This is a genomic window from Moritella marina ATCC 15381, assembly GCF_008931805.1.
Classification (GTDB): domain Bacteria; phylum Pseudomonadota; class Gammaproteobacteria; order Enterobacterales; family Moritellaceae; genus Moritella; species Moritella marina.
Genome location: NZ_CP044399.1, coordinates 1,020,043 through 1,046,292, shown reverse-complemented (window position 1 = coordinate 1,046,292; position 26,250 = coordinate 1,020,043). Strand labels below are relative to the sequence as shown.

Annotated in this window: 21 protein-coding genes and 1 riboswitch; of the genes, 9 read left to right on the top strand and 12 right to left on the bottom strand. The window is 39.9% G+C overall.

The window, feature by feature from the left end:
• Position 1: 1 nt before the first annotated feature.
• Entirely contained in the window at positions 2-904 is a 903-nt protein-coding gene (gene prpB / locus FR932_RS04750; protein ID WP_019442845.1) for a methylisocitrate lyase, read from the bottom strand.
• Between the two features lies 1 nt (position 905).
• On the bottom strand, positions 906-1,649 hold the full coding sequence (locus FR932_RS04745) for a GntR family transcriptional regulator (RefSeq protein ID WP_019442846.1): 744 nt from the start codon (positions 1,647-1,649) through the stop codon (positions 906-908).
• 570 nt (positions 1,650-2,219) lie between these two features.
• On the opposite strand from FR932_RS04745, the gene FR932_RS04740 reads away from it, so the two are divergent.
• From FR932_RS04740 to tenA, 6 genes are all read left to right on the top strand, one after another.
• Positions 2,220-3,800, top strand: a complete 1,581-nt coding sequence (locus FR932_RS04740) for a BCCT family transporter (protein WP_019442847.1) — start codon at positions 2,220-2,222, stop codon at positions 3,798-3,800.
• Between the two features lie 223 nt (positions 3,801-4,023).
• A riboswitch (TPP riboswitch) is annotated at positions 4,024-4,123 on the top strand.
• 72 nt (positions 4,124-4,195) lie between these two features.
• Entirely contained in the window at positions 4,196-5,074 is an 879-nt protein-coding gene (thiD, locus tag FR932_RS04735) for a bifunctional hydroxymethylpyrimidine kinase/phosphomethylpyrimidine kinase (RefSeq protein ID WP_019442848.1), read from the top strand.
• Positions 5,067-5,951, top strand: coding sequence for an ABC transporter ATP-binding protein (locus tag FR932_RS04730; RefSeq protein ID WP_019442849.1), 885 nt, complete (start codon positions 5,067-5,069; stop codon positions 5,949-5,951). The genes thiD and FR932_RS04730 overlap by 8 nt, the downstream gene beginning before the upstream one ends.
• 2 nt (positions 5,952-5,953) lie before the next feature.
• A complete protein-coding gene (locus FR932_RS04725) occupies positions 5,954-6,772 on the top strand; it encodes an ABC transporter permease (protein WP_019442850.1) in 819 nt (272 codons plus the stop codon).
• 80 nt (positions 6,773-6,852) lie between these two features.
• On the top strand, positions 6,853-7,800 hold the full coding sequence (locus FR932_RS04720) for an ABC transporter substrate-binding protein (protein ID WP_019442851.1): 948 nt from the start codon (positions 6,853-6,855) through the stop codon (positions 7,798-7,800).
• A gap of 44 nt (positions 7,801-7,844) precedes the next feature.
• Positions 7,845-8,510: a thiaminase II gene (tenA, locus tag FR932_RS04715; protein WP_019442852.1), complete on the top strand. Its 666-nt coding sequence runs from the start codon at positions 7,845-7,847 to the stop codon at positions 8,508-8,510.
• Between the two features lie 115 nt (positions 8,511-8,625).
• Here tenA and FR932_RS04710 read toward each other — a convergent pair whose 3' ends face one another.
• The 4 genes from FR932_RS04710 to mrcB all read right to left on the bottom strand — a co-directional run bounded on the left by FR932_RS04710 (position 8,626) and on the right by mrcB (position 14,096).
• The gene (locus FR932_RS04710; RefSeq protein ID WP_019442853.1) at positions 8,626-9,345 is read right to left on the bottom strand and encodes a 3'-5' exonuclease; all 720 of its coding nucleotides are present in this window, start codon (positions 9,343-9,345) and stop codon (positions 8,626-8,628) included.
• Positions 9,346-9,354: 9 nt separating this feature from the next.
• Positions 9,355-11,232 carry a DUF294 nucleotidyltransferase-like domain-containing protein gene (locus tag FR932_RS04705; protein ID WP_019442854.1) on the bottom strand — a complete coding sequence of 626 codons (1,878 nt, stop codon included), beginning with the start codon at positions 11,230-11,232 and terminating at the stop codon, positions 9,355-9,357.
• 19 nt (positions 11,233-11,251) lie between these two features.
• Entirely contained in the window at positions 11,252-11,707 is a 456-nt protein-coding gene (locus tag FR932_RS04700) for a tetratricopeptide repeat protein (RefSeq protein WP_019442855.1), read from the bottom strand.
• A gap of 109 nt (positions 11,708-11,816) precedes the next feature.
• On the bottom strand, positions 11,817-14,096 hold the full coding sequence (gene mrcB / locus FR932_RS04695; RefSeq protein WP_019442856.1) for a penicillin-binding protein 1B: 2,280 nt from the start codon (positions 14,094-14,096) through the stop codon (positions 11,817-11,819).
• Between the two features lie 450 nt (positions 14,097-14,546).
• On the opposite strand from mrcB, the gene FR932_RS04690 reads away from it, so the two are divergent.
• Positions 14,547-15,035 (top strand): hypothetical protein, encoded by a 489-nt coding sequence (locus FR932_RS04690; RefSeq protein ID WP_019442857.1) that lies wholly within the window; start codon positions 14,547-14,549, stop codon positions 15,033-15,035.
• A gap of 61 nt (positions 15,036-15,096) precedes the next feature.
• Here the strand turns inward: FR932_RS04690 and FR932_RS04685 are convergent, their stop codons facing one another.
• The 3 genes from FR932_RS04685 to FR932_RS04675 all read right to left on the bottom strand — a co-directional run bounded on the left by FR932_RS04685 (position 15,097) and on the right by FR932_RS04675 (position 19,041).
• Entirely contained in the window at positions 15,097-16,323 is a 1,227-nt protein-coding gene (locus tag FR932_RS04685; protein WP_019442858.1) for an L-lactate MFS transporter, read from the bottom strand.
• 327 nt (positions 16,324-16,650) lie between these two features.
• Positions 16,651-17,841, bottom strand: a complete 1,191-nt coding sequence (locus FR932_RS04680; protein ID WP_019442859.1) for an amino acid aminotransferase — start codon at positions 17,839-17,841, stop codon at positions 16,651-16,653.
• A gap of 351 nt (positions 17,842-18,192) precedes the next feature.
• Entirely contained in the window at positions 18,193-19,041 is an 849-nt protein-coding gene (locus FR932_RS04675) for a hypothetical protein (protein WP_240532436.1), read from the bottom strand.
• Between the two features lie 718 nt (positions 19,042-19,759).
• Between FR932_RS04675 and FR932_RS04670 the strand changes: the two genes are divergently transcribed.
• Positions 19,760-21,220 carry a hypothetical protein gene (locus tag FR932_RS04670; protein WP_019442861.1) on the top strand — a complete coding sequence of 487 codons (1,461 nt, stop codon included), beginning with the start codon at positions 19,760-19,762 and terminating at the stop codon, positions 21,218-21,220.
• A 48-nt stretch (positions 21,221-21,268) separates the two neighbouring features.
• Here FR932_RS04670 and FR932_RS04665 read toward each other — a convergent pair whose 3' ends face one another.
• Positions 21,269-22,414 carry a hypothetical protein gene (locus FR932_RS04665; RefSeq protein WP_019442862.1) on the bottom strand — a complete coding sequence of 382 codons (1,146 nt, stop codon included), beginning with the start codon at positions 22,412-22,414 and terminating at the stop codon, positions 21,269-21,271.
• 345 nt (positions 22,415-22,759) lie between these two features.
• Here FR932_RS04665 and FR932_RS04660 point away from each other — a divergent pair, with 345 nt between their 5' ends.
• Complete coding sequence (locus tag FR932_RS04660; protein ID WP_019442863.1) at positions 22,760-23,986, top strand: HEPN/Toprim-associated domain-containing protein; 1,227 nt, start codon at positions 22,760-22,762, stop codon at positions 23,984-23,986.
• 86 nt (positions 23,987-24,072) lie between these two features.
• Here the strand turns inward: FR932_RS04660 and FR932_RS04655 are convergent, their stop codons facing one another.
• Together FR932_RS04655 and pntB are read right to left on the bottom strand one after the other, a co-directional pair.
• Positions 24,073-24,483: a hypothetical protein gene (locus tag FR932_RS04655; protein WP_019442864.1), complete on the bottom strand. Its 411-nt coding sequence runs from the start codon at positions 24,481-24,483 to the stop codon at positions 24,073-24,075.
• A 226-nt stretch (positions 24,484-24,709) separates the two neighbouring features.
• The gene (gene pntB / locus FR932_RS04650) at positions 24,710-26,245 is read right to left on the bottom strand and encodes a Re/Si-specific NAD(P)(+) transhydrogenase subunit beta (protein WP_019442865.1); all 1,536 of its coding nucleotides are present in this window, start codon (positions 26,243-26,245) and stop codon (positions 24,710-24,712) included.
• Positions 26,246-26,250 lie beyond the last annotated feature (5 nt).

The window sequence follows — 26,250 nt, the reverse complement described above, 5'->3', positions numbered from 1 at the left end:
GTTATTTATTCTTTCCTTCAGAAAACAGACTATCCAATTTTTGCTCATAGTCGTGATAACCAAGGTAATCATATAAATCCATGCGCGTTTGCATATTACCTACCACCGCTTTTTGGTCGCCATCTGCTAGCAAGGTTTTATAGACCGATTCTGCGGCTTTATTCATCGCGCGGAATGCTGATAATGGATACAGCACCATGGCGCACCCCCACTCACCCAGTTGTTCTTTATTCCATAGTTCAGTTTGGCCAAACTCAGTGATATTAGCCAAAACCGGCACATCTAATGCTTCAGAAAACGCGCGGTAATGGGCTTCGGTTTTGACCGCTTCAGCAAAAATACCGTCAGCGCCAGCTGCAACATAGGCTTGTGCTCGGGCAATCGCGGCTTCTAAGCCTTCTTGTGCGAATGAATCAGTACGCGCCATGATGAAGAAATCAGTATCACAGCGCGCATCAACAGCCGCTTTGATACGGTCGACCATCTCTTCTGTCGACACAATTTCTTTATTTGGGCGATGGCCACAACGTTTCTGTGCAACCTGATCTTCAAGGTGAACGGCAGCGGCACCGGCTTTTTCCATATCGCGGATAGTTTTAGCAATGTTAAATGCCCCGCCCCAACCAGTATCTATATCCACCAGCAAAGGTAGACTCGAGGCAGCAGTAATACGCTGCACATCCACAAGCACATCATTCAATGACGTCATACCCAAGTCCGGCAAACCATAAGATGCATTCGCCACACCACCACCTGATAAATAAATAGCTTGATGGCCTAATTGCTCCGCCATCATGGCGCAATACGCGTTGATCGTACCGACAACCTGCAGTGGTTTATTATTGGCCAGTGCTAAACGAAACTTAGCACCTGGTGATAAGCGTGATGACAATGATGTAGACATATTATTGCTCTCCTTGAACTGGGGTATATTCTGTTTTTATCGTTTGCTCTATCTTTGCTTCTATTTCTAATTGGCGTGCAATTTTACTTTCGATGTTTTTACGTGAAGCAGCGATATGACGGCGCATTAACATTTCCGCTAATTCCCCGTCCCTATCACTGATGGCTTCAATAATTTGGGCGTGTTCTGAAAAAGCGCGGCTGGCTCTGGGACTGTGCATGCCAAACTGGCACCGGTACATACGCACTAAATGATAAAGCTGACCACAAATCAACTGAATGAGTTGAGCATTATGGCTGCCTAAGATGACTTTATAGTGAAAATCTAAATCGCCTTCTTCTTGATAGTAAGCGACCCCATCTTTAAGCGCTTGTGCAGAGGCGTGCTGACTAAGCATGGTTTTCATGTCGACAATTTCAGCATCTGTCATTTTCTCTGCTGCTTGTCTGCACGCCATGCCTTCTAATGCTTCTCTTACAAAGTATAGGTCAAGTAAGCCTTGGGTCGTACATTGCACCACCCGTGAACCAACATTGGCTTTACGCTCAATTAAATGACATTTCTCTAGTCTATTTAATGCTTCACGTAAGGTAGAGCGACTAACTTGATAACGCTTTGCTAATTCAGGTTCACTGATCTTACTGCCAGCGAGTATGTCACCATCAACAATAGCGCGCTGCATTTGCTCAAAAACTTTATCCGCCGTGGTGACTGCGATTATTTTAGTTGGATCATCTAAAGGCATAGGATTGTCGACAATGTATGAATTTTATTCAATATCGCTTATTTTTTACATTTAGTCAACATACCCATAACTTAAACGTGTGATTAATGGCTTGATTGATAGTAATCATTCGATAATCTCAACATCTATTTAATTATTCTTTATCTATTAAGTCGCGTGACCGCTGGAGGTTGAGGTGGACAGGTATTTAAAGTGTTCTATACTCAGTAATGAAGAGCGTTTTCTACCAATAGACCTTAGAGGTGAAGTAGATATAGCAACCGCGTCAGTTTCTGGGCTTGAAACGTGGCCAACGGGAAAGAAGCAGAACCCTGTAATAGCTAATTCTCGACGCGCTTTTCGCACTTAATTTATGCCTATCATAGATATGATTTAATCGTATATTAATTTACTCATAATAATATATTTTAACCATCACTTACCCCTCTTATATTAGCCATTATTCACTTTTTATACATGTATAACCCCCTCTAAATAGATATTCTGCTGATATTTAGCGCTAAATTTGCTAAACTGACCGACTACAAGTAACTATACAAAATAGAACGGGACTGTTCTAACTGAGGACTAATGAGTATTAATAGGGATAAATACAGTATTGACAACACTGACTATACTGTCGGACAAGATAACGTGCAAAAATGGGGCTTTGATGTTCATAACCCCGTATTTGGTATAAGTGCATCACTGATCGGTTTATTCTTGGTTGCAATTTTATTAGTTGACGCCGAAACATCAAAATCTGTTCTTGATGGTATCAAATGGCAAATCATCGGTACATTTGATAGCCTCTTCATGTGGTCTGCAAATATTTTTGTTATTTTCTGCTTAGGTTTAGTGGTTTCACCATACGGTAAAATCCGTTTAGGTGGCGATGAAGCTAAATCTGATTATAGCCGTATGTCTTGGATTGCAATGCTATTTGCAGCCGGTATGGGTATTGGACTTATGTTCTGGGGCGTTGCAGAACCAGTTGCTTATTACACTGGTTGGTATGAAACACCACTTAACGTAGCAGCAAACACACCAGAAGCCGCACAACTGGCACTAGGCGCGACTATGTTCCACTGGGGTTTACACCCGTGGGCAATTTATGGCGTCGTTGCACTGTCATTAGCTTTTTTCTCTTATAACAAAGGCTTACCACTTTCAATGCGTTCTGTATTCTATCCGATCTTAGGAGATAGAACATGGGGTTGGGCTGGTCATATTGTTGATATCCTAGCGGTAATCGCGACCCTATTTGGTTTAGCAACATCACTTGGCTTAGGCGCGCAACAAGCAGCAAGTGGCTTCCACCATGTATTGGGTATTGATAACGATCTATTTTTACAGATTTCAATCATCTTCATCGTGACTTTGCTGGCTGTTGTATCGGTAATACGTGGTATTGACGGTGGCGTTAAAGTCATTAGTAACATCAACATGCTACTTGCATTAGTGTTACTAGTATTCGTTGCATTAGTGACTTTTGCAGTATCGATGGGCACGATCCCAACAACTATTATGGGTTATGTTGAAAACATCATTCCATTAAGTAATCCAATTGGTCGTGAAGATTCAGCCTGGATGCACGGTTGGACTGTATTCTACTGGGCATGGTGGATTTCATGGTCACCATTCGTCGGTATGTTTATCGCACGTATTTCACGTGGTCGTACTATCCGTGAATTCATTACTGCCGTGTTACTTGTACCTACTGCTGTAACAGTATTGTGGATGTCTGTATTTGGTGGCGTTGCAATTGATCAAGTAGTAAATAACGTGGGTACTTTAGGCACTGAAGGTCTAAAAGAAGTACCTTTAGCTATGTTCCAAATGTTTGACTCTTTACCTATGGGTGATGTGCTATCAATGCTAGCTGTACTATTAGTATTAGTATTCTTCATCACTTCTTCGGACTCAGGTTCACTGGTTATCGACAGCATCACTGCTGGTGGTAAAGTTGATGCGCCAGTACCACAACGTGTGTTCTGGGCATTCATCGAAGGTGCAATCGCTGCAGCACTTCTTTGGGTTGGCGGTACACAAGCAATTGAGGCCTTGCAAGCTGGTGCAATCTCAACCGCACTGCCATTCACTGTGATCTTATTGGTTATGTGTGTGAGCTTGATAATGGGTTTAAGAACAGAGCAACATAATCGTAAGTAATTAACGCATTCGATTTTCGACTGTGGAAATCTAATCGACGATATTGAAGCATGAAAAAGGCCACGCATTAATATAACGCGTGGCCTTTTTATTATTCTTGAAAAATAAATAACAGAATTAATAGCCAGTAAATATTTCACTGATCGTTAATAAGCCATTGAAGCAATTTTATAATCAAACAAACTGGCTATTGCGCTTTTAACAAAACTTGGTACTATTGCCGCTTATATAGTCGGGGGGCCTAAGGGCTGAGAGCGCAAATTGCGAGACCCGTTGAACCTGATTCAGTTAACACTGACGTAGGGAACTATCAGTCTTGCTTCTTCTGATTTGACCTACCCGTCTCTCAACCTTTGGCTAGATAAAGTTCCTATACGTCTGTACTAGGGATATTTATGCTAAAGGCTAAAACCAACACATCAACACCGCTTTCAATAAAGAAAAGATCACTTGAAAATAGCCAACCAACCCCCATAGTACTCACGATCGCCGGTTCTGATAGTGGCGGCGGCGCAGGTATTCAAGCTGATATCAAAGCAATATCAGCAACTGGCAGCTATGCATGTTCAGCAATCACCGCGATCACCGCACAAAATACCCAGGGTGTTTCCGCAATATTTCCTATCCCACTGGAACATATCAACAATCAACTCGATGCGGTCTTTAGCGATTTAAATATCGTCGCAGTAAAAGTAGGCATGCTAGCAGATAGCGAGATCATCAAGGTTGTCGCCGCGAAAATTAAACAATATAAACCAACATTCTTAGTGGTAGATCCAGTCATGGTCGCCACCAGCGGTGATTTACTACTACAAGAATCCGCTATCAATACCCTTAAATCTGAATTGTTACCACTAGCCGATTTAATCACCCCGAACCTTCCAGAAGGTGCAGCTTTGACTGGCGCTGCGTTGCCGACTTGTGAGGATGATATGGGGGCCATGATCAGCGCGTTACGCCAGCTTAACGTCAAAGCAGTACTGCTAAAGGGCGGTCATTTAGAACAAGATGAAAACAGTAACGATCTACTTATATTCCAAGATCATTTCGAGCTGTTAACGGCGAAACGAATTAATACCCACAATACCCATGGCACTGGCTGCACGCTGTCTTCAGCTATCGCATCCTATTTAGCGCAAGGTAATGATCTACAGCAAGCGGTAACACGAGGTAAGCAATACATCTCGAGTGCCATTGCCCATGCGGACGAATTAGACATAGGCAGTGGCCATGGTCCGGTCAATCATTTCTTTGCTGGTCACGCAAATGTCTAGCTCATCGAAAATGTCTAGCTCATCGAAAATCGTATCAGCGCCTACCGAGAGCCAGGACAGCTTTGAGGTCAATAATCTTGCGGTGAACATAACCATTACCAAAGGTTGTTTACGCTATCACGACAGTATCAAGCCTGTATTAAGCGAGTTTGATATGACGATGCCCGCAAAACACTGGACATGTATCTTAGGGCGCAGCGGCTGTGGTAAAACCTCGTTACTGCGTTATCTTGCTGGCTTGCTAGATCAACAAGTGATTTGGTCAGGTGCATGTTCCATTGACACTAACCAGCAAACGCTACCTGACTTAAGCAATCAAATTGCCTACATGGCGCAACAAGACTTACTGCTACCTTGGTTATCCGTGCTCGACAATGTCACATTAAGTAGTAAGTTTGGCTCCGAAACAGCGACAGTCAACAAGGATAAAGCGCGAATCCTACTTGCTAAAGTGGGACTTGCTGACAACGCTAACCACTTTCCCCAGCAGCTATCGGGTGGAATGCGCCAACGCGTAGCACTGGCAAGAACCTTAATGCAAGACAAGCCAGTGGTATTAATGGACGAACCCTTTTCAGCCTTGGATGCTGTAACACGTTATCGATTACAAGATCTCGCTTGTGAATTACTCAAAGATAAAACCGTGGTATTTATTACCCACGAACCACAGGAAGCAATTCGCCTCGCCGATCATATCTATATTATGCAAGGCACACCTGCGAGTGCAACACAATTACAAGTGCCTTCAACGCCAACACCACGTCCATACGATGCTGAATGTGCACAATTACAACAAGGTATTATGCATTGTTTAGCCCAAGACTCTGGCTCGAAACTGGGGCTCGAAATTGGATCAGGAAATTGGAACTGGAGCTGAAAATGAGTGAATTAATCAACACTAACCTTGCAGAGCCTAAATCCAAACATCACAACAATAACAACAGCAAGCAACAGATCCGTACAAGTCCTCTGTTACGTATCATCATTAGTACCTTGGTCATTATTGGCATATGGCAAAGCATTGTGATCATTTTTGCGATGCCCGCTTTCATTCTACCTGCGCCACTCGCGGTATTTGAACGCTTAATCGACCGCCATGAGGTTTTATTTAAACACACTTTAGTTACTGGCCAAGAAATTGTATTCGGCTTGTTACTGGGTTTATTTATGGGACTATTTTTTGCCTTACAAATGCTGCTATTTAAACCGGTTAAACATTGGTTATTACCCATCTTAATCGCTAGTCAAGCAATCCCGGTATTCGCGATTGCGCCAGTACTGATGTTATGGCTGGGTTATGGTATGGCATCGAAGATCGTCATGGCAGCCTTAATTATCTTCTTTCCCGTCACAACTTGCTGTTATGACGGTTTACGTAATACCCCAACTGGCTATTTGGACTTAGCAAAAACCATGGGGGCAACTAAGTGGCAGATGTTACGCCATATTCAACTGCCCGCTTCTTTGCCGACATTGGCATCCGGTATTCGCGTGGCAGTAGTGATCGCGCCAATTGGTGCAGTCGCAGGTGAATGGGTTGGTTCCAGTGCTGGACTCGGTTATCTCATGCTGCAAGCTAACGCCCGGATGATGATAGATGAAATGTTTGCTGCATTGCTGATTTTATCCGCCCTCTCCGTCTTACTTTATTTTGTCACTGACAAAGCATTGAAAAAACTGATCCCGTGGCAAAGCTAATGCCATAAACCTAATACTTAAAACCAAAACTAACTCGCCATTGTTAAAGGGCGTTTATTAAAAATATAAAAAGGACATTTATGAAAAACAACACATTAATCAAAGCTGCAGCGTTAACGGCAGCGATGTTATCGACTAACGTACTCGCAGAAACAAAGAACCTTACCTTGATGCTAGACTGGTTTGTGAACCCTAATCACGGCCCTATCGTTATTGCCAAAGAACGAGGCTACTTTACCGAGCAAGGTGTCAATTTGGTGATCCAAGAGCCTGCAGATCCAAGCATGCCACCAAAGCTGGTTGCAGCCAATAAAGTCGATCTAGCCATCACTTACCAGCCCAATCTCACCATAGATGTAGCGGCGGGTTTACCGCTTATCCGCGCAGCAACCCTGATCGCGACACCACTCAATACGCTGATGGTGCTCGACAACGGAAAAATCAATAAAATAGCTGATTTAAAAGGAAAAAATATTGGTATCGCTATAGCAGGTAACGAAGAAGCAACTATCGGTACCATGTTAAAAACAGGTGGTGTGAATTACGATGATGTCCAGATCATCAACGTTGGTTGGGCGCTATCATCCTCACTGGCGTCAGGTAAAGTTGATGCTATATGGGGTGGGTTGCGTAACTTCGAAACCAATCAACTTGATCTTGAAGGCTTTAAATCAAAAGCATTCTTTCCAGAAGAACACGGCGTACCAGCTTATGATGAGCTGATCTTTGTTGCGAACGCTATTACCTATGACAAAGTCGCTATTAAAGCCTTTAATAAAGCCATAGAAAAAGCCACCACTTACATTGTTAATCACCCACAAGCTGCATGGAAAGAATTTGTTGCTTATGCACCAGATACGTTAAACAACGAATTAAACCAACGCGCTTGGAACGATACGCTGACTCGTTTCGCATTGCGTCCCTCTGCTGTTGATTTAAAACGTTATGACGATTATGCGGAATTCATGTATTCACACAAGATCATTAAGACATTACCGAAAGCGCAAGATTACGTACCGACGCTGTAACACTGCCTATTGTCGTCACAATATAACCGTAAACGAGAAATATAATGAATCATCAAGACCTTATTAATGCTTGTCGTGAAGACTGGGATGCCTATACCCAACATGCTTTTGTACAACAATTAGCGCAAGGTACACTAGCACAGCCGAGTTACTTACATTATCTTAAACAAGATTTTTTATTTTTAAAGCAATATGCTCGCGCGCATGCGTTAGCTATTTACAAAGCCCGTACCTTAGCGGATATGCGTAAAGCACTGCCAAGTGTGCATGCACTACTGGATTCTGAAATTGGTCACCATGTTAGTTACTGTGGCAATTGGGGATTAACTGAATCAGATTTAGAAGCAGAACCAGAAGACTTTGGTACTGTCGCGTACACACGTTATGTGCTTGATGCAGGCATGGCTGGTGATATAGTCGATCTTTACGCTGCGCTAGCACCCTGCTCTATTGGTTATGCCGAAATTGGCCGTAACCTAGCCGTAGCAGCCAATACCAAACGCGTTGATAACCCCTTCGCAAGTTGGATTGAACTCTATAGTGGTGATGAGTTCCAGCAAGGTGTCGCCCAAGGTACAGCGCATATTGATGAGTTGCTCGCTGAGATTGACGTCAACAGTCAACGCGGACAGAACCTGGTCCATGTGTTTAGCACCGCGACACGCATGGAAATTGCATTTTGGCAGCAAGGGCTTGATGCTGATAAATAACGCTAAATAGTTAACCAGATATATCCCCTATCAGTTAACCAAAAACAGCCCGTTAATACTGTGATACAAGTATTAACGGGCTGTTTTGTTAAGTCTAATTCATATCAACGTTTAACTATAACCACAGCTTTTTAATCGGTGTATCAGCTGAAAAGTGATAATGGATCTGTGCTTGTAATAGTTCAGCAGTCGCAATCGCGTCTGTTAATGCATCATGCGGTGGATAAGCAGGTAAGTTATAACGCGCACGGCTATTACCCAGACGGATCGATTCTTGACGTTTTTTAGGCTTAAACAGACTGAAAAAACCCTTTTTTTGCGAATCTTGCAAGTCTGCCTCTAATTGCATCGTATCAATAACCGGAAAAATAATGCCTTCATTAATTAAGCTGCGCAGGTGATTGTCAAAAAAGTCACGTTCAATACGGCGATAATGTACTACCACGACTTTTCCAGCTAGCGCTTCTAATACCGGTTCTAAAATATGTAATAGATCCGGCGCACCTTTCAAATCGGCATGAGTAATACCATGAATAATAACTGAATTCTCTTTCAATTTATCTTCAGGTTCAATATACCAATGTTGTGCTTGACGACAAAAAATACGGTTCAAATTAAACGGGATTAAACCAATACTGATAATACTATTTTGTTCAGAATCCAGACCTGTCGTTTCAAAATCTAGCGCCACAAAATCAATATCACTTAACTTAGTTTCATCGTTGTACATGCCAACGCGATAAAAAGACTTTAACCGTTCATCCTTGCTTTGTTCTACTTTAACTTTATAGAACGCACTCCAGTTTAAAATCTCTTTATTAATAAAATTATGCATTAATGATCCCTACATTTTATTGGCAGTATAACGATACTTTAAAAAGTTCTGCGCGTTACTTAATACCAAGAATGCATCTTTAAGGTTACGACGCTCAAATTCAGACATATTCTCTGGTTCAATATTATTATCCGGTTCAATATCCGACTCTACATCTAGCGCTTGATGACGTAAGCGTACTAAGGAAATCAATTCCATCGCATGCTGTAAGTCCTGACCTTTCGATGCCGGTAATATCCCCGCTTCAATAATATCTTCGAGGCGTTCGAATGAATTTTGAGATTGTGAACCAATGGCTAATCCATGCACACGGATCAAATCTGCAAGTGGTGCTGTACCACGGCGTTTTAAATTAATAGAATTGTTATGACGACCATCGTTCTCCATCACAAAGGTTTTAAAGAAACCTAATGGGGGTGTACGGTTTAAAGCATTGCGGGCTAAACAAGCTAAGAATCGGTTATTTTTCTTCGCGCGACGCAAAATGAACGCGTTTAATTGTTCAGCCCATTTAACACGACCATAAACACCGGTTAAATCAAAGAAAATAGAACAATTTAATAGCGCTTGTGGATTTGGATTATCAATCCAATCAGCAAAACATTCTTCCCATTGCGCTTGCGTTTTTCGGTGCTCAGGATTCGTCGCCATAATATCGCCGGTACAATAGGTATAACCACAAGCCGCTAGTCCATCACAGACAAACTTGGATAGTTTTTCAAAATACTCACCATGCAGCGCTTCGTCATAGCTATTATCTAAAATAATACCGTTATCTTGGTCTGTTACGATCAATTGTTCATCGCGCGCCATCGAACCGAGCGCCAAGAAACAATAAGGTATAGGTGGTTCGCCTAATTCTTCTTCAGCAAGTTCCAGTAATCGCTGCTTAAAGCTGCGACCAATCTCTGACATTGCACTACCGATCATGTGTGAGTTTGCATCTTCATTCACCATACGCACGAAACAGTCTTTAAGCTGCTTGGAAAGTAGCACCAGATCTTCAATATTTTGTTGCTGAAAAATACTGCCCGACAATAACAAACTGTTTTGTGATTCATAACGAATAATATCAGCCACTTCAATAAGGCCGATAGGTTGTTTGTTTTTTAAGATAGGTAGGTGATGCACGTTATAACGTAGCATCATTAGCATGGCTTCAGAAATATAGGCGTTGTGGTCCAGCGACATCAATTCTGTCGACATCACATCTGAAACAGGGTTATCGACACTCATCCCCATCGCAATCACTTTGGCACACAGATCGTGTTGAGTAATAATACCAACAAAGTTATTACCCTCTTCATCAGTAACAGCAGGATCATTGATCAGCGCTGCAGAGACATGCTCTTCGGCCATCACTTTCGCCACATCCTGAATAGAAGTGGTGCTAGTCAACATAACTAAGTCTCTGCTTAGTAGGGTTTTTACTTTCGATGTGGTGAGTGAGTTCGCGTCATCATTATTATCTTCAACGGCTTGTTTTAAGCGGATTGTACCTTCAACTTCAGAGAAGTCTGAAAACGCCTCATAGCGTTCACAAAAGTCATGAAAGATAGATTCAGGGATACAATATACTAACGTATCTTTCATCGCTTTCGCCGGTAGGCGTACTTTATTATTGGCCAACAGTCCCATTTGGCCGAATAATTCGCCTTGATCCAAACGGTTGTATAATTCACCTTTACGGCGGTATATTTCCACCACACCACTGCGAATAAAATACAGGTCATGGATCTTGTGACCATACTCAATAATCATTGAGTCTGCACGGTAGTACGAGATCTCAATGCTTTTGACTACTTCGACTAATGCTTCTTCTGGCAGTTGGTCGAAAGGTTGGTACTGGCTTATGAAATTTTTAATTTCTAGTAATTCGATTTCCATTCTTTACTCTATTTATAATTTATTGATATGCCGATGCTCGTTCCATTAACGATTCGGCTTGTCGGCGTAACAGCCAATCTGCACCCAGTGTTATTGACTTTTCAGCTAATGAACGGGCTTGTTTATAATTACCTTGATTAAAATAGCGCTCACCTAAACGGTAATAGGTTTCAGGATAACGTGGAGCAATACGGATAGCGCGCTCTAAGGATGCGATAGCGCCAGGGTTATCACCACGAGCCACCTGCTCTTCAGCACGTTTCATCAGCGATAACACCGCCGCAGGCGCTTGAGCAGTTTCGTCAACAGCTGCTTGCTTTGCCTTAACTGCAGGTGTTGGCTTGCTTTGTTCAGCTTTACTGGTATTCGTCGAGCCTTGCACTTCAGTTCCATTGGAATTATACGTAGGAATGGTGCCACAAGCAGTCAGCAACCAAGGTAAAAGCAACAGACACAAGCGTTTAATTATTTTCATTTTACTTCCATTGTTAATATCACATGCATACTATTTGTAAAACCGTCCACGAATAATATTTGTTTCATTAACAAATATTATTCGTCCCTTATTTCCAGGCTAGCAGCCCTTATTCGACCAAGTCTCGAAACCATTCAATAACCCGCTTCACACCTTGGTTACAACGTAATTCAACTTCCGGTTCATAACCGCTTATAAAAGGGAGCGGAATCGAATTAAAGCAACTGCCTTGACTACCCTGGCCAGTCTCTTTATCTACCCAACCAACAGTAATGTTTTGTGGCGGTAAGTTTTGGATCGGTAAGGCCGAACGCTGGCGGAAAATATCAGCCCAAACACGTAATGCGCCACTTGAACCAGTTAGACCAATCGAGGCATTATCATCACTCCCCATCCATACCACCGCCATCATGTCACCCGAGAAGCCAGCAAACCAACTATCTCGTAAATTATTCGTTGTTCCCGTTTTACCTGCCACTTCAAAATCAGGCAATAGCCATTCTAGCGCTCTGCCTGAACCTTCATGCGTCACCGCCTGCATTGCATGGCGCAGCATGTACACTGAACCAGCATCGAAGCGCTTATCAACTGCTAATGGGTAACTTTTTAGTACTTCCCCTTTAGGGTCAACAACGGTACTGATCGCCAATAACGGCGTATAAAAACCATCAGCAGATAAAGTCTGGTACATCTGGGCCACAGAAAGCGGCGACATATCGACCGCACCTAATGTAATCGCAGGTAACTCAGGGACTTTTTGCTCGACACCTAAGCGCCTTAGCGTATCCACAATGTTAGCTAAACCAATTTCATTACCTAAGCGCGCAGTCGATTGATTATAAGATTTCGCGAGCGCACTATATAACAACACGTCACCGTGGTTTTTCTTATCATAATTTTTCGGTGACCAAACATCGCCATTAGGTAACGGTAAATTATATTCGTCATCGCTAATCACTGTCGCTAAGTTATATTGTTCTGGCTGCTCTAAAGCCGTCAAATACACCGCAGGTTTAATTAACGAGCCTACTTGACGCCTTGCATCAATAGCACGATTAAAGCCAGCAAAACGGGTATTAGCCCCACCAACGATAGCAATCACAGCACCAGTATTTGGCCGAGTAATAACAATCGCACCTTCTAGTTTAGCACTTAAACCATCACGTTTATGTCGTGCAATCGATTTGGTTAGGCTTAATTCAGCACTGCTTTGCACTAAAGGATCAAAGTGAGTAAAAATAGACAGTCCATTTTCACTTAAGTCTTCGACTTTATAATCACGCTGTAATTGACGGCGTACTAAATCGAGATAGGCAGGAAAACGCTTGGTACTACTCGCAGTCTGTTCGCCCATCCCTAATGGTTGTGCTTTAGCGGCCGCAGCAAGTTCGGCGTCTAAACGCCCTTCACGCACCGCAATATCTAACACTAGATCTCGACGTTTAAGCGCGCGTTCTGGATTTCTCCATGGATTGTAATAACTCGCACCACGTACCAAGGCAACCAATAACGCCTGCTTATCGAGCGCCAACTCGGCAAGCGGTGTTTTGAAATAATATTGACTGGCTAAACCGAAACCATGAATAGCACGAGGACCATCTTGACCGAGATAAATTTCATTTATATAACCTTGTAAAATAGCGTCTTTACTAAAGTGCAGCTCCAGTAAGATCGCCATGAGTGCTTCCTGCGCTTTACGGCTTAGGGTTCGCTCTGAAGTAAGGTAATAATTCTTGACTAATTGCTGAGTCAGCGTTGATGCACCTTGAGATATGCCGCCTTGTTTAATATTTGCCACTAAAGCACGGGCAATACCACGCACAGAAATACCATGATGATCATAAAAACTATCATCTTCAACTGCCACCAACATCGCTTGTAACGATTTCGGCACTTCTGATAGCTGCACTAATAATCGGTCTTCATTATGTGCCGGGTAAATACCGCCAATAACAACGGGTTCCAAACGTAATAAAGCAGCATGATCATCACTATCAAGTTTTACCACAGCGCCATTTTTCACTGTCAATGAGATATTACGGGGAGGTTCAAGGCCATCACTAAATTGAAAACCAGGAGTATAGAGATGAACTTGTTCACCTAGAATATTTGCTTGTCCTGGTTTGGTGGGATTGCCGACAAATTTATAGCCTAACAAGCTCAGTTCAGTCTGCAAATCTTTAACCGTTAACGCCGCACCTTCATATAACTCAAGCGGACGCGCATAAACCGTCGATGGTACCGCCCACTTATTTTCATCGTAAGTAGTACGAATTATCACATCTAAATAAATCATCACCGCGATACCAACAAGCACCGGAATAAGCAATAACGTCCACCATAAACGTTTACGGTTTTTAGTCTTATCGCTGTTTATTTTTTTACTCACAAGCACCTCTCGTTGTCATTTATTCGTTAAACAACAACTTATTTAATCTATTACTCAACACGGATCATACCACAGTAAATAAACACCCATCGAAATTAGGTTGTAACGTATGATGATTTTATAAAATACAAAATAATACTTTGAAATCAGTATTTAAAAGCCTTATTTATAAACTCAATTCAGCTAAAAATTTATCCCATAAATACAATTAACACTACTTCAACTACTTTCAAATGAAATCGCCAACGGTTATATCGCGAAAACGATATTATTCATTACGAGATCTGTTCACATCCCTTGAACACAGTTAATTACTATAACCAAAACAACACTAAAATAGCGCAACTAGTTAGATATTAGAATGATAATTAGTTCAGATTATAGCTAAATCAGCTGTTAAGACTATGATTAAAAAAACACGACATAGTTCACATAAGCAAGGAATCAATGATGAATAAATTACTCCCACTCATTTTATCTCTCAGTGCAATAGCTGTAACACCCGCCATTGCCAAAGATAAAACATCTGGTGATGTCGACTTTTACCTCGGTGCGAAAACCGGTTATATCTACACAGCCTTTGACGAACTCGACCCTAAAGTACCCGCAACCTTCCTTGTTGGTATTCAAAAAAGTGGTTTTGGTTTGGAATTCGAAGGTACATTTGTTGATATGGATGCTGGCAATGAAGATGCTGAATATGAATCTTACGCAATTTATGCTGCCTACCGTACTCCCGGTCAATATTATGCCAAGCTAAGGGCTGGCTATTTGGAAGAAACATTAAAAACAGATACTCGGAAATGGGAAGAGGATGGTTTTTCAGGTGGGATAGCATTCGGTATTGAACTCGGCGATGCATTTACCATCGAAGCCGGTTATACCGTTATTCAAGCAGATTTAAAATACTTTACTATCGGTGGTAATGTACACTTCTAGCAAAAAGGGATAGTCAATTGCTTGAACTATCCCTTTGACACAAATTATAAAGCGCTAATAATTAAGCTTTAGCAGCTTTTAATTTGCCTTCTTCTTTTGCTAATACAGCCGCTTTATCTACTGGCTTAGTAAAGAATGCAATAACAGTAACAAGAACTAATAGTGCTGCGAAAGCAAAATAAGTATTGTTAGTTGAACCTGCAACCGTTGCTAAGAAACCACCGAAGAAACCAGATACACCCCATGAAGAATAAAGGATACCGAAGTTAGTGCCGTAAGTTTTTAGACCGTAGTTATCAGCTGTGATCGTAGGGAATACACTTAATAATGCACCGTACGACATCGCACCAACTGCAATCGCAATCATCAGTGGGATTTGCGTTGTAATCGTCGTAAAGAACGCCATGTTAGCCGCTTGCATCATGAACACTAAAGCAAGTGTATTAATACGACCAATTTTGTCAGAAATTAAACCACCAACAACACGACCACCCGTGTTGAAAATAGCCAGTAATACGACACTGAATGCAATTTGCTCAGGCGTTAGACCAATTGATTGGCTGATGTTACCAACAGAACCAATAAGCATGATACCTGCAGCAGCTGAAACCATGAACATTACCCATAACTGGTAAAATTGACGCGTTTTCAGCATTTGTTGCCAAGTCAGATTAATGTCATCGCTTGACGCTGCCGCTGTTGTTTCTGATGCATCAGCAACATAACCAGCAGGTGGAGCAACAAGTAATGATGCTAATGGGATAGCAATGGCCAATAGACCAGCACCTAATATTTTGAATGTATCGTAGATACCATAGCTTTCAATCAGGCTTGTAGATAGCGGAGCTAAGTAAACAGATGCAAGTCCGAAACCACCAGCTGTTAGACCACTTACTAAACCTTTCTTACCCTTTGGCCACCATTTCATAGCACTTGGGCTAATACATGCGTATGCGAAACCGATACCGGCACCAACAATACCACCAAAAGTAAATTCAAGTTGCGTTAACGTCGTTGTGTAACCTGAAGCAATAAGGCCAAGACCTACTAGAGTAACACCAAGCATAGTCACTTTTTTAGGACCGATCTTGTCTTGTAAAATACCAGCAATAAGTAAACAAGTAGCAAATGTGAATACAGCAATTTTGTATGGTGATTTTACATCTGTAGCAGTCACGTTTAACGCTTCAGCTAGCGGTACAGTGAAAACACCCCATGCGTATAGAATACCAATTGTTAAGTTTATGCCGATACCAGCTAATAGGATTTGAAGTGGTTTATTACTCATTTTTGCCTCAAGATTACAAAGATTGCGGCAATTTACACGTTTTGTGATCTAGGTACAACTTTTAATTTAAAATATAAGGGATTTATTGATACAAACCCCATCATTATAGATAAATATCAAGAATAAATTACTTATATAAGCATTACTTGACACCATTAACCCTACCCTGCCTAGATTTAACGTTATTTACTATTATTCGATATTGAAATCACCACTACGCCTAAAATTACAAAACGTTAATACCCTGGAACGAAAAATGAGCGCCGAAGCACTCATTTTACAATCCAATACAGCACTGAAAATTATTTATTAATCGTGTAATAAATATTAAAGTACCGCAGCAAGCGCTTTACATAAAGGCTGCATGTTGTTTTTAGTCATACCAGCAACACTGATACGGCCTGAGCCCACAATATAAACAGCGTGCTCATCTTTCAATGTAGCAACTTGTTCTTTCGTCAGACCAGAGAATGAGAACATGCCGTTTTGACGAGTAATAAAGCTATAGTCGCCAGCCACACCCATTTCAGCTAACGTAGCGACAAATAGTTCACGCATTGCATGAATACGCACGCGCATCTCAGCTACTTCAGCAATCCACTGGTTACGTAATGCTTCATCATCAAGGATAATAGCGACAACTGCAGCACCATGTGCAGGCGGATTCGAATAATTAGCTCGAATACCTGATTTGATTTGGCTGAATGCCGCAGTAGCAACATCTTGATCTTTAGCAACCAGTGTTAAACCACCAACACGTTCGTTGTATAAACCGAAGTTTTTAGAGAATGAGTTAGCAACAAGTAATTCTTCACAGTACTGTGCGAATACACGCAGACCAGCTGCATCTTCTTCAACGCCAGTTGCAAAACCTTGGTATGCAAAATCAAACAGTGGTAATAATTTTTTGTTCGCGCACAGTTGCGCAAGCGTCGTCCACTGCTCCAATGTTGGATCAATACCCGTTGGGTTATGGCAGCAACCATGGAAAAGTACCACGTCACCCGCTTCCGCTTCTGCTAGAGATGCCAGCATTGCATTAAAATCTAAACCGCGTGTATCAGCGTCATAATAAGCATACTGCTTTACTTCTAAACCTGCAGTATTAAACACATTGCCGTGATTAGCCCATGTCGGGTTACTTACCCAAATACGATCACTGGTTAAATGACTTTTGATAAAATCGGCAGCTGTACGTAGTGCACCAGTACCACCCGGTGCTTGTGCTGTAATTGCACGCTGTGATGTTACAACTTCGCTATCTGCACCAAATAATAGTTTTTGTACTGCAGACGCATAAGCTTTATGGCCTTCAATACTCAAGTAACTTTTACTTTTTTCTTCATTAATTAGCTTCTGCTCTGCTAATTTAACTGATTTTAGGATAGGCGTTTGACCCGTTTCATCTTTATAAATACCTACGCCCAAATTAATTTTTTCGGCACGAGGATCTTTAGCGAATGCTTCCGTTAAACCTAATATTGGGTCTGCTGCTGCTGTAACGATTTTCTCAAACATGGTATTCCCTATCTGCTTGTAATTAAACTACGTATTAAACCTAAGGTTTGAGTTATTTATACCATCACAACCCCCAAATTCCTAGTGATGTGACGAAAAAAAACCAAGATATCAGAAATTATTACAGTGGCTAATCATCCCTTATTTTAAAACAAAAAAAGGAGCCTTTCGGCTCCTTTACTCTTCAACATATCTTGTATTATTTAACAAATACTGACATTGCAATTACATTGCTTTGAAGATTTCTTCTACGCTTTCTTTAGCATCAGTGAAATACAACGTACCAACACGTTATATTAAAGAGTTATGAACCATCACCAATCCAATATGATTCTTGATTGAATTCAAATGTTATTCAATCATAATCCCATTATCAGTGAATGCTTTTTCAACATACATCTGAGTTGCATGTGCGTAATCTTCTTTAAACTTAGTCGGTTTTGGAAAATTGTTCATATCAACTGTGATAGTCTGAAATTGATACTTTGGTGCACCAGCTTTGTGAACCAAGCAACCCATTGTTTCGTTAGAACCTATACTAGTGACAGTACCAGTACATTCATACCAAAATTCATTCCAATCATGTTCATCGACTTTGGTTGGGTCTACGAACATAGCAGCACTCACAACTACAGTATCGATAGTGTTGTCTATTATTGTATATGATTGTTTATCTAAACCACTTGTAAAAGTGTGATGATAATTACCAGAAGAAAAATAAGTAATATCTGTTACTTCATTTGCGTTAATGTAACCACCTAATTCATCTAATGTTAGATAATAACCACGGTATCCACGTTCCGCAGCTAACTTATCATGCGCTGCTGAACTAGATGGTTTTGCATGACCACCCTGATACATAATCAAATCACCATCTTCACTGAATACTTCCTTCGCCCAATTAATATGAACCATCGGCTTATCTACTTCGGCAACATCATATTCAACAAATAATTCTGGATTACATACAGATCGAACTTCTGCCACATTTACTGGAAGCTCTAGATCATCACGCATTTCAATTGAGTGAGTAACCATGTATTCATTGTCACAACCACTTACATCTTGAGCTTGCATTTCTGTTGGGATAGTTAACGTGACTGGTGCAGGAGCGATTACGCTATCTGGCGATGAAGAATCACAACCAACTAGGGTTGATGCGATGATACTTGCTAGTAATACTTTTTTAAATGACATCATGTTTCCGCTTGTAACTTATTTGCGATGGTGGAATTCAGATCTACTCAATCTCTAAAGATCAATCACATGGATAGAAACATAGTCGTCATCCTGAAAGTCTTAGAATCAACGCCGAGACGACTCTTTGAGTTTAAATTTCACGCTAATTTAGCGGAATTCAACTGGATAAGCAAAGTAAGTAATTGAAAACATTAACCATCTTTATTGATACCATACCTATCAATAATAATCCCAATGATTGGAACCAGCTACAGAAAATAAACTTAATATAATCAAGCACATCCTAGTTCATAATTAATTTATTAAAAATCCAAGATTAGACCCATAAACCTATTGCAGGTTCTTAAATAAACTATCAACCATAAAAAAAGGACATCAAATGATGTCCCTTTTTCGTATCTACTAATCAACTAACCAAACCCACTTACATTGCAGAAATAATCTGCTCGCAAGACTCTTTAGCATCGCAAAAATGTAACGCACCGAGATGTTAGAGATACAGCGTATCGGTATTGACGTGCTAAGTCAGGAGATAAGTTCAAAGGTAAGCAAGTGAGTACTGCATCATTTGAGGAATACGAAAAAGTAAACGAGTTAATAACTATAGGTAAGTTTGTTTTCTTTATTATAAATTAGAGAGTTTGAGGTCCTAACTTTTTGTTTTGCCTACTTAATGGTATTATTTCTAATAATTAACTTAGTAGATTAGGATGAAGCAATGAGTATTGAAGCTATTGACATTGAGGGTACTGAAACAATTGAAATACCGTTATTCGAAAATCCAAGTATGACTGACTTTGAAATTTCAATGAACAAATTCAATACTTCTATTAACTCTCAATTTATGAATGTAAGTACTGGCTCACAGAGAATTAATTTTAATGGTATTCTTTCTGTTGAAGGAATCGACAGTAAAGCTAAAAAAATAATAACTAATAGTAATTATGAAATAAATGCACTTGACGGTGAACTCGTAATTTTGTTTACCGATCCTTTATACGTATCAATGCTAACATGCCGAGGTAAATCCTTTCGAGATTCTAAGAGTTGCATGATTAGATTGATTTCTGGAGAGTTTAGTGAAAAGAAGTTTATCAGTCGGCATAGTGTAACATCTCATGGCCGTGAGGCTGAGTATAAGATAAATGATATCATCAGGGGTGTTATTTTATCACCGTCGACAGAGTTTAGTCACGCAAGTGCTATTGATTTTCCATTGTTTTTCTCAGATGACATAAAAATGAACTCTATTAGTGATGCACACAAAGGATTGTCGCTAGAAGCTGAAACATTAAGACAAACGATATTTAATCAAGTTAACGACGTGACTAGTTATTTGGATACAAAAACTAGTGATTACAAAGCTCTTGTAAAAGACATGAATACAGCAACAAAAGAAAAAGAACGATTAGAAAAAAGTAACGCTCAAAACAGTCTAATACTTAATCAGATCCAACATGACATAGCAAAAACAAGTGAAGAAGCAGCTAAGTATCAATTACTTAAAATGAACGCTGCTGCTGAGATCGATGGACTTAAAGCTTCAATTAATGAACATAAAGATATAGTTAAATCTGAAAGTAGAGAGTTTGATGTATTACTCAAAGACGTGGCAGATAAAAAAATAGAGCTTTTAGGTTTGAAAGATGAGATTAGAACTGCAAAAAAAGACATCAATTTAACAAGTTTAGATATGAAAGGCCATTCAACAGAAAGCCAAAAACAATTAACCTATTACTACCGTTTATCCTTAGCTGTTATAGTCTTCTTAGCTGCCGTATTCTTTTTCATATATAGTAATGCTGAGACTTTTAAAGTTCTTATTGATGCAAACTCAAAGGTTTCACCGTGGAACATATTACTTAGTCGACTACCATTAATCACGGCAACAACATTGATTATAGGTACGTTATCGGCATTATTATTTTATCTAGTGAATCACATAATTTTAGTGAATGCAGATAAAATGAACATGCTTAAAGCATCAATTTTGGCAGAGCAGATTACAGGTACGTTATCTTCAAAAGGTATGACCGATGAAGAAATTCGAGACTGCAAGCGAAATACTAAAATCGAGCTAGTAATGAATGTATTTACAACCAAACCAGAAAAAGTTAGTGAAAGTAAGCAACAAGATGTTTTAAAACAAATCTTAGAGGCCGTAAAGATAACAAAGTAACTGATATTAAAGCCCACCATTGAGTATTTTGATGGGCTTAACGACCTCCTATTTAATTTTAGTCCATTCTATTTTCAACATTATTTGGACTAAGTGCTGGAGTTCATTTATGTACTCATGAACCTTATTTACATTTCCTTGTGGGAGGAAAGTTCTATCACTATTAAACATTAGGTATTCTTCAATGTTATTTAACCTTTCGATGATTAAATCTTCAATCTTGGTTCGGTCAGGTCCATACATCAATATTATTCTTGTTTTCTGCTGGGTAATAGATGATTGTAAATCTTTGAAATCTCTAAGCTCAGTTTTATATCTCTCAAATCCGTTTTTTGCATTCGCCGTATTTTCAACAAAATCTTGATATTCTGATGATGCTTGTATCAGTAACTTATCACGTACAGAATTGGTAAGCTTTTGTCTATTTGTGACAGGTTCCGCTTTATATTCTTCTTCACGGATTTGCTTTGCTTCTACGCTTTTCTCTAAAAGAAATCGATCTCTAGCTCTTTCAGCTCTCTTCAAATTGTCCCAACTAGAAAACAAGCTAGATTCAACAGTATGAAAATCGATTAATGTAATCACAGTCTTTATATAAACGCTTATATAATCCCTAAAAGTATTAATCCATGCTTGTCTAAACTCTGCCATTTTGAGTAAGTGATTTGCTTTATTCTGTTCTGTAGCCACTGCCAATTGAGTTGAGATCTGAGAATTACTAAGTTTTGTTTCTTCTTGTAAATTCAGTTCAAATCCCTTTAGTTGCACATCAGTTTCTTTAGCTAGAGTTCTTTTCAATATAAGGAATGTAACAGCTATAGAACCGATTGCGATCAACAGCGCTGATGCAAAGTTCATCCAAATACCATATTCATCAGGTTCAAGACTTAGTGACAAATCAACTTCTTGTGCCGTCATATCTTTAGCTTTTTCAAAAGCATCTAAAATTTGATTATTCTGCACAGTCTTTACTCTTAAAGATTCATTCACAGCTTTGATTAAGTCTCTACTTTGATTTACCACTTCTTTATTGCTGTCTAGCGAACTTGTAATCCGATTGTTTAATATTTTAAGAGTACTGTTTGTTTCATTTATTTCTATTTTTAGTTGTTTAATTTCTTGTGGGTATTCTTGCTCTATCGTTGATGCCAATAAATTAAATGACACAAGAAATAAAACTAATATTCGTAACATTGGAGGTACTCTTCAATTTAAGACATAGCCACTATAACAGTCTAAACCTTTGTTATAAATGACCTTATTAAATTTAAAAGACTCTATACTATCAACTTGTCTTATCAATCGAGCATCTAATCAAGTTCATCAAAGCTGTGTAGCTGAGACTTTAAACAAGGGCTGCTCAGTGATATCATTACCTTATACTGATTTATCTATATATTTCATATAGCTATAGATTATCACCTTAATAGAAGTACTTATTTTTGTTCACTTTAGAATATATCAAATCAATAAAACTGGGCTTGTAGCATATCGCTGGTTATGAGTAGTAAATTTAACTGATCAGGCAGAGGTTTCATTTTGGGTAGCTATGCAGAGATAAAGATCAATGGTAATGGATTGATTGATTGGAAGAATACTTATGATGAGTGGTATTTTACTAAAGCAGATAGAGTGCGTTATATAGCCAACAAAGAAGATGAGTACGACCCAGAAAACATCATTGGTTATCGCACTAATGTAGCGACTCTTCGTCGAAGATTACAACTAGCTGGCAATGATCTCAAGTCAGTCGAGTGTGACTTCAACGATACTAGATCGATTTGGGTTCAGAACATGAAAGACATGCTTCTCTTATATCAAGAGGACAAGGAAAGTAAATACGATCAATTTAATTCTAATATGGTTGATAGAATAACATCTCAATTAGAAATAGTTCAAAACACAAGTTTTAATGACTGGAAAAAGGCTGTACCTATAGCACTAGAAATGAGTGATAACTACACTGAACAAGCAATAATGAATCGAGATGTCTATATTCCAGATGAACCTTTGCTTTCGCTGATGCTATCTCCACTTGCAGGTGTATACGATCACAGCTTAGGTTTCATGGGTTCTACTTTCCCATGCACCTATGTTGAGTCGTATGCCATTATATTGTTTGATATGTGTAATGATGACGACATTTGCGAATTAAATATTTCTGACCTCGTGTATGGCGGATGGGTAGATGATTTTGAAGATATAGCTCAGATTCAAGCTGGTAGAACTGTCTTTCATGAGCACTTCAAACAGTCTCTAGATGAATTGTCAACGCTGAACAATTCAAGTGAAAATAAAATTCTTCAGAGGATGATTTTCGCAACTGCAATAAGCACAGTTGAAGCATATTTATCTGATACTATGAAAAAACAAGTGCTGAACCGTCATGCAATCAAACGACGATTTGTTAAACACTTTAAATCATTCAATAAAAACGTAAAAGAGTCAGGTGTATTTGAATTTCTCGACACACTAGATGAAAGACTGAATGAAGAAATTGATAAGATATCATTTCACAACTTAGACACGGTAACAGGACTTTACAAGAACGTACTTCTATGTGAATTTCCCAAAGATAAAATCTCGAAATTAGATGCTGCCATCGATATACGTCATGACATTGTTCACCGTAACGGTAAGAAGACTGATGGGTCTTTAGTAATGGTATCTCAGCAAGATGTGGTAAATCTAATAGATCTAGTACAACACATAATCAAGGAAATTGATTATCAGATTATAGATGGGCTTTTAGATAATGTAGAATAAAAATCAGCATAATTGGTTGTAGTGTTAAAATAAATACTTTAGAAAAACTACAACCTAATTTAGACAATTTGAAATATCAAAAATACTTAAAACCAACAATCTTCCGCAGATACATAAACACCGTCACCAAGATAAACCCCAGGTCCGTCATCTGACATAGTTACCGGAATACCAGAGCTTGTACTCGCATTACCTAAAAATACATCACTCAGCGTTGCTTGCTGCCCACTTTCAGTGACAGCTCCTTTAATGATGATAGTTTCCGGTGTAATAACAATTTCAGTGCCTTTCATGCGACGCCAAGAACTATTCTCACCATCAGCACGTATACACTTATAACCAATATGAATAACTTTCCCATCGCTATCATCCGTCTCGACAGCAACCATTTGACCCAACTTAGGGCTAGGACAAGCTAGCGCCATCCGTCGTTTCCAACCGTTTAAATCACCACTTGTAAGACCCGAAGGTGCAGCTTCCCATTTCACATCAGCCATAATATATATACCTACTTTAAATCAGTTCGTTCAATATGATCATTCTAACTCAAATTGAGTACAGTTCAACATCATGATTTAATTAATATACTTAACTAGCCACATCCGGCAATATCCATAATTTTGTTTATGACAATGCAACTAAACGCATAATAATTTGGCATAAAAAAAGGACATCAAATGATGTCCTTTTTTCGTATCTACAAATCAACTAACTAAAACCCACTTACATTGCAGAAATAATCTGCTCGCAAGACTCTTTAGCATCGCCAAATAGCATAGTTGTGTTTTCTTTGAAGAACAATGGGTTTTGAACACCAGCATAACCAGTCGCCATACTACGCTTGAATACCACAACGTTAGTCGCGTTCCAAACTTCAAGTACTGGCATTCCTGAGATTGGCGAGTTTTCTTCTTTCGCCGCAGGGTTCACCGTATCATTGGCACCAATCACAAGTACAGTATCAGTGGTATTGAAATCTTCGTTGATTTCATCCATTTCTAATACGATATCGTAAGGTACTTTTGCTTCCGCAAGTAGTACGTTCATGTGACCCGGTAAACGACCCGCAACAGGGTGAATACCAAAGCGAACATCAACACCCGCATCGCGTAATTTCTTCGTGATAGCGAATACAGGGTACTGTGCTTGTGCAACAGCCATGCCGTAACCAGGAGTGATGATTACACGCTTAGAGCCCATTAGCATCTCTGCAACTTCAGCAGCAGATGTTTCAACGTGAACGCCTTGCTCTTCATCACCTGTTGGTGCAGCAACATCGTTACCGAAGCCGCCAGCAATTACAGAGATAAACGAACGGTTCATCGCTTTACACATTACATAACTTAAGATTGCGCCTGAAGAACCAACGAGTGCACCCGTTACGATTAACAGATCATTACCTAAGATAAGACCTGTAGCCGCACCAGCCCAACCAGAGTAAGAGTTCAGCATAGAGACAACAACTGGCATATCTGCGCCACCAATTGATAATACTAAATGAGCACCAAATACAATGGCAATAAGGCTCATGATAACTAATGCAGCAGTGTCGCCTTCAAGGCCAGCACCAACAAACGAGAACATTAGGAACACAATCACTAGCAATGCTGCTAAGTTCATTTTATGGCGGTGTGGTAACATTAACGCGCTCGATTTAACTCGACCGTTCAATTTACCCCAAGCAACTAATGAACCAACAAATGTTACGATACCAATAAATACGCCCAGGAAGATCAACGTTAAGTGAATGCTTAACATAACTGGTTCTGTAATACTGTGTTCGATATAGCTGTTGTAACCGATGAATACTGCCGCTAAACCACCAAAGCTGTTTAGGATAGCAACCATTTCAGGCATTTCAGTCATCGCAACTTTGTTTGCCCAGCGTACACCAAATGCACCACCAGCAAGCATAGCGGCAATGATATAGCCGATATTCGTTACGTCACTGCTAAATAAAGTTGCAACAACCGCGACAACCATACCTAGAATACCAACGAAAATACCTTTTTGTGCTGTTTCTTGCTTTGATAGTGCAGCAAGAGCAAGTACGAATAGTACCGCAGCAGCGATATAAGCCGCTTCTAAAATACCTTTACCACTTGTTGCAACAGCAACTTCTTGTACAGCTTCAATAACTACTGGCGCTTGTTCTGCAACCGCAGTTTGTGCCACTTGTGCAGCCTGTGTTGCTGCATCTACTGCTGCTTGTGCTGCGTTTATCGCAGTTTGTGCAGCATCGATTGATTCTTGAGACATTATAA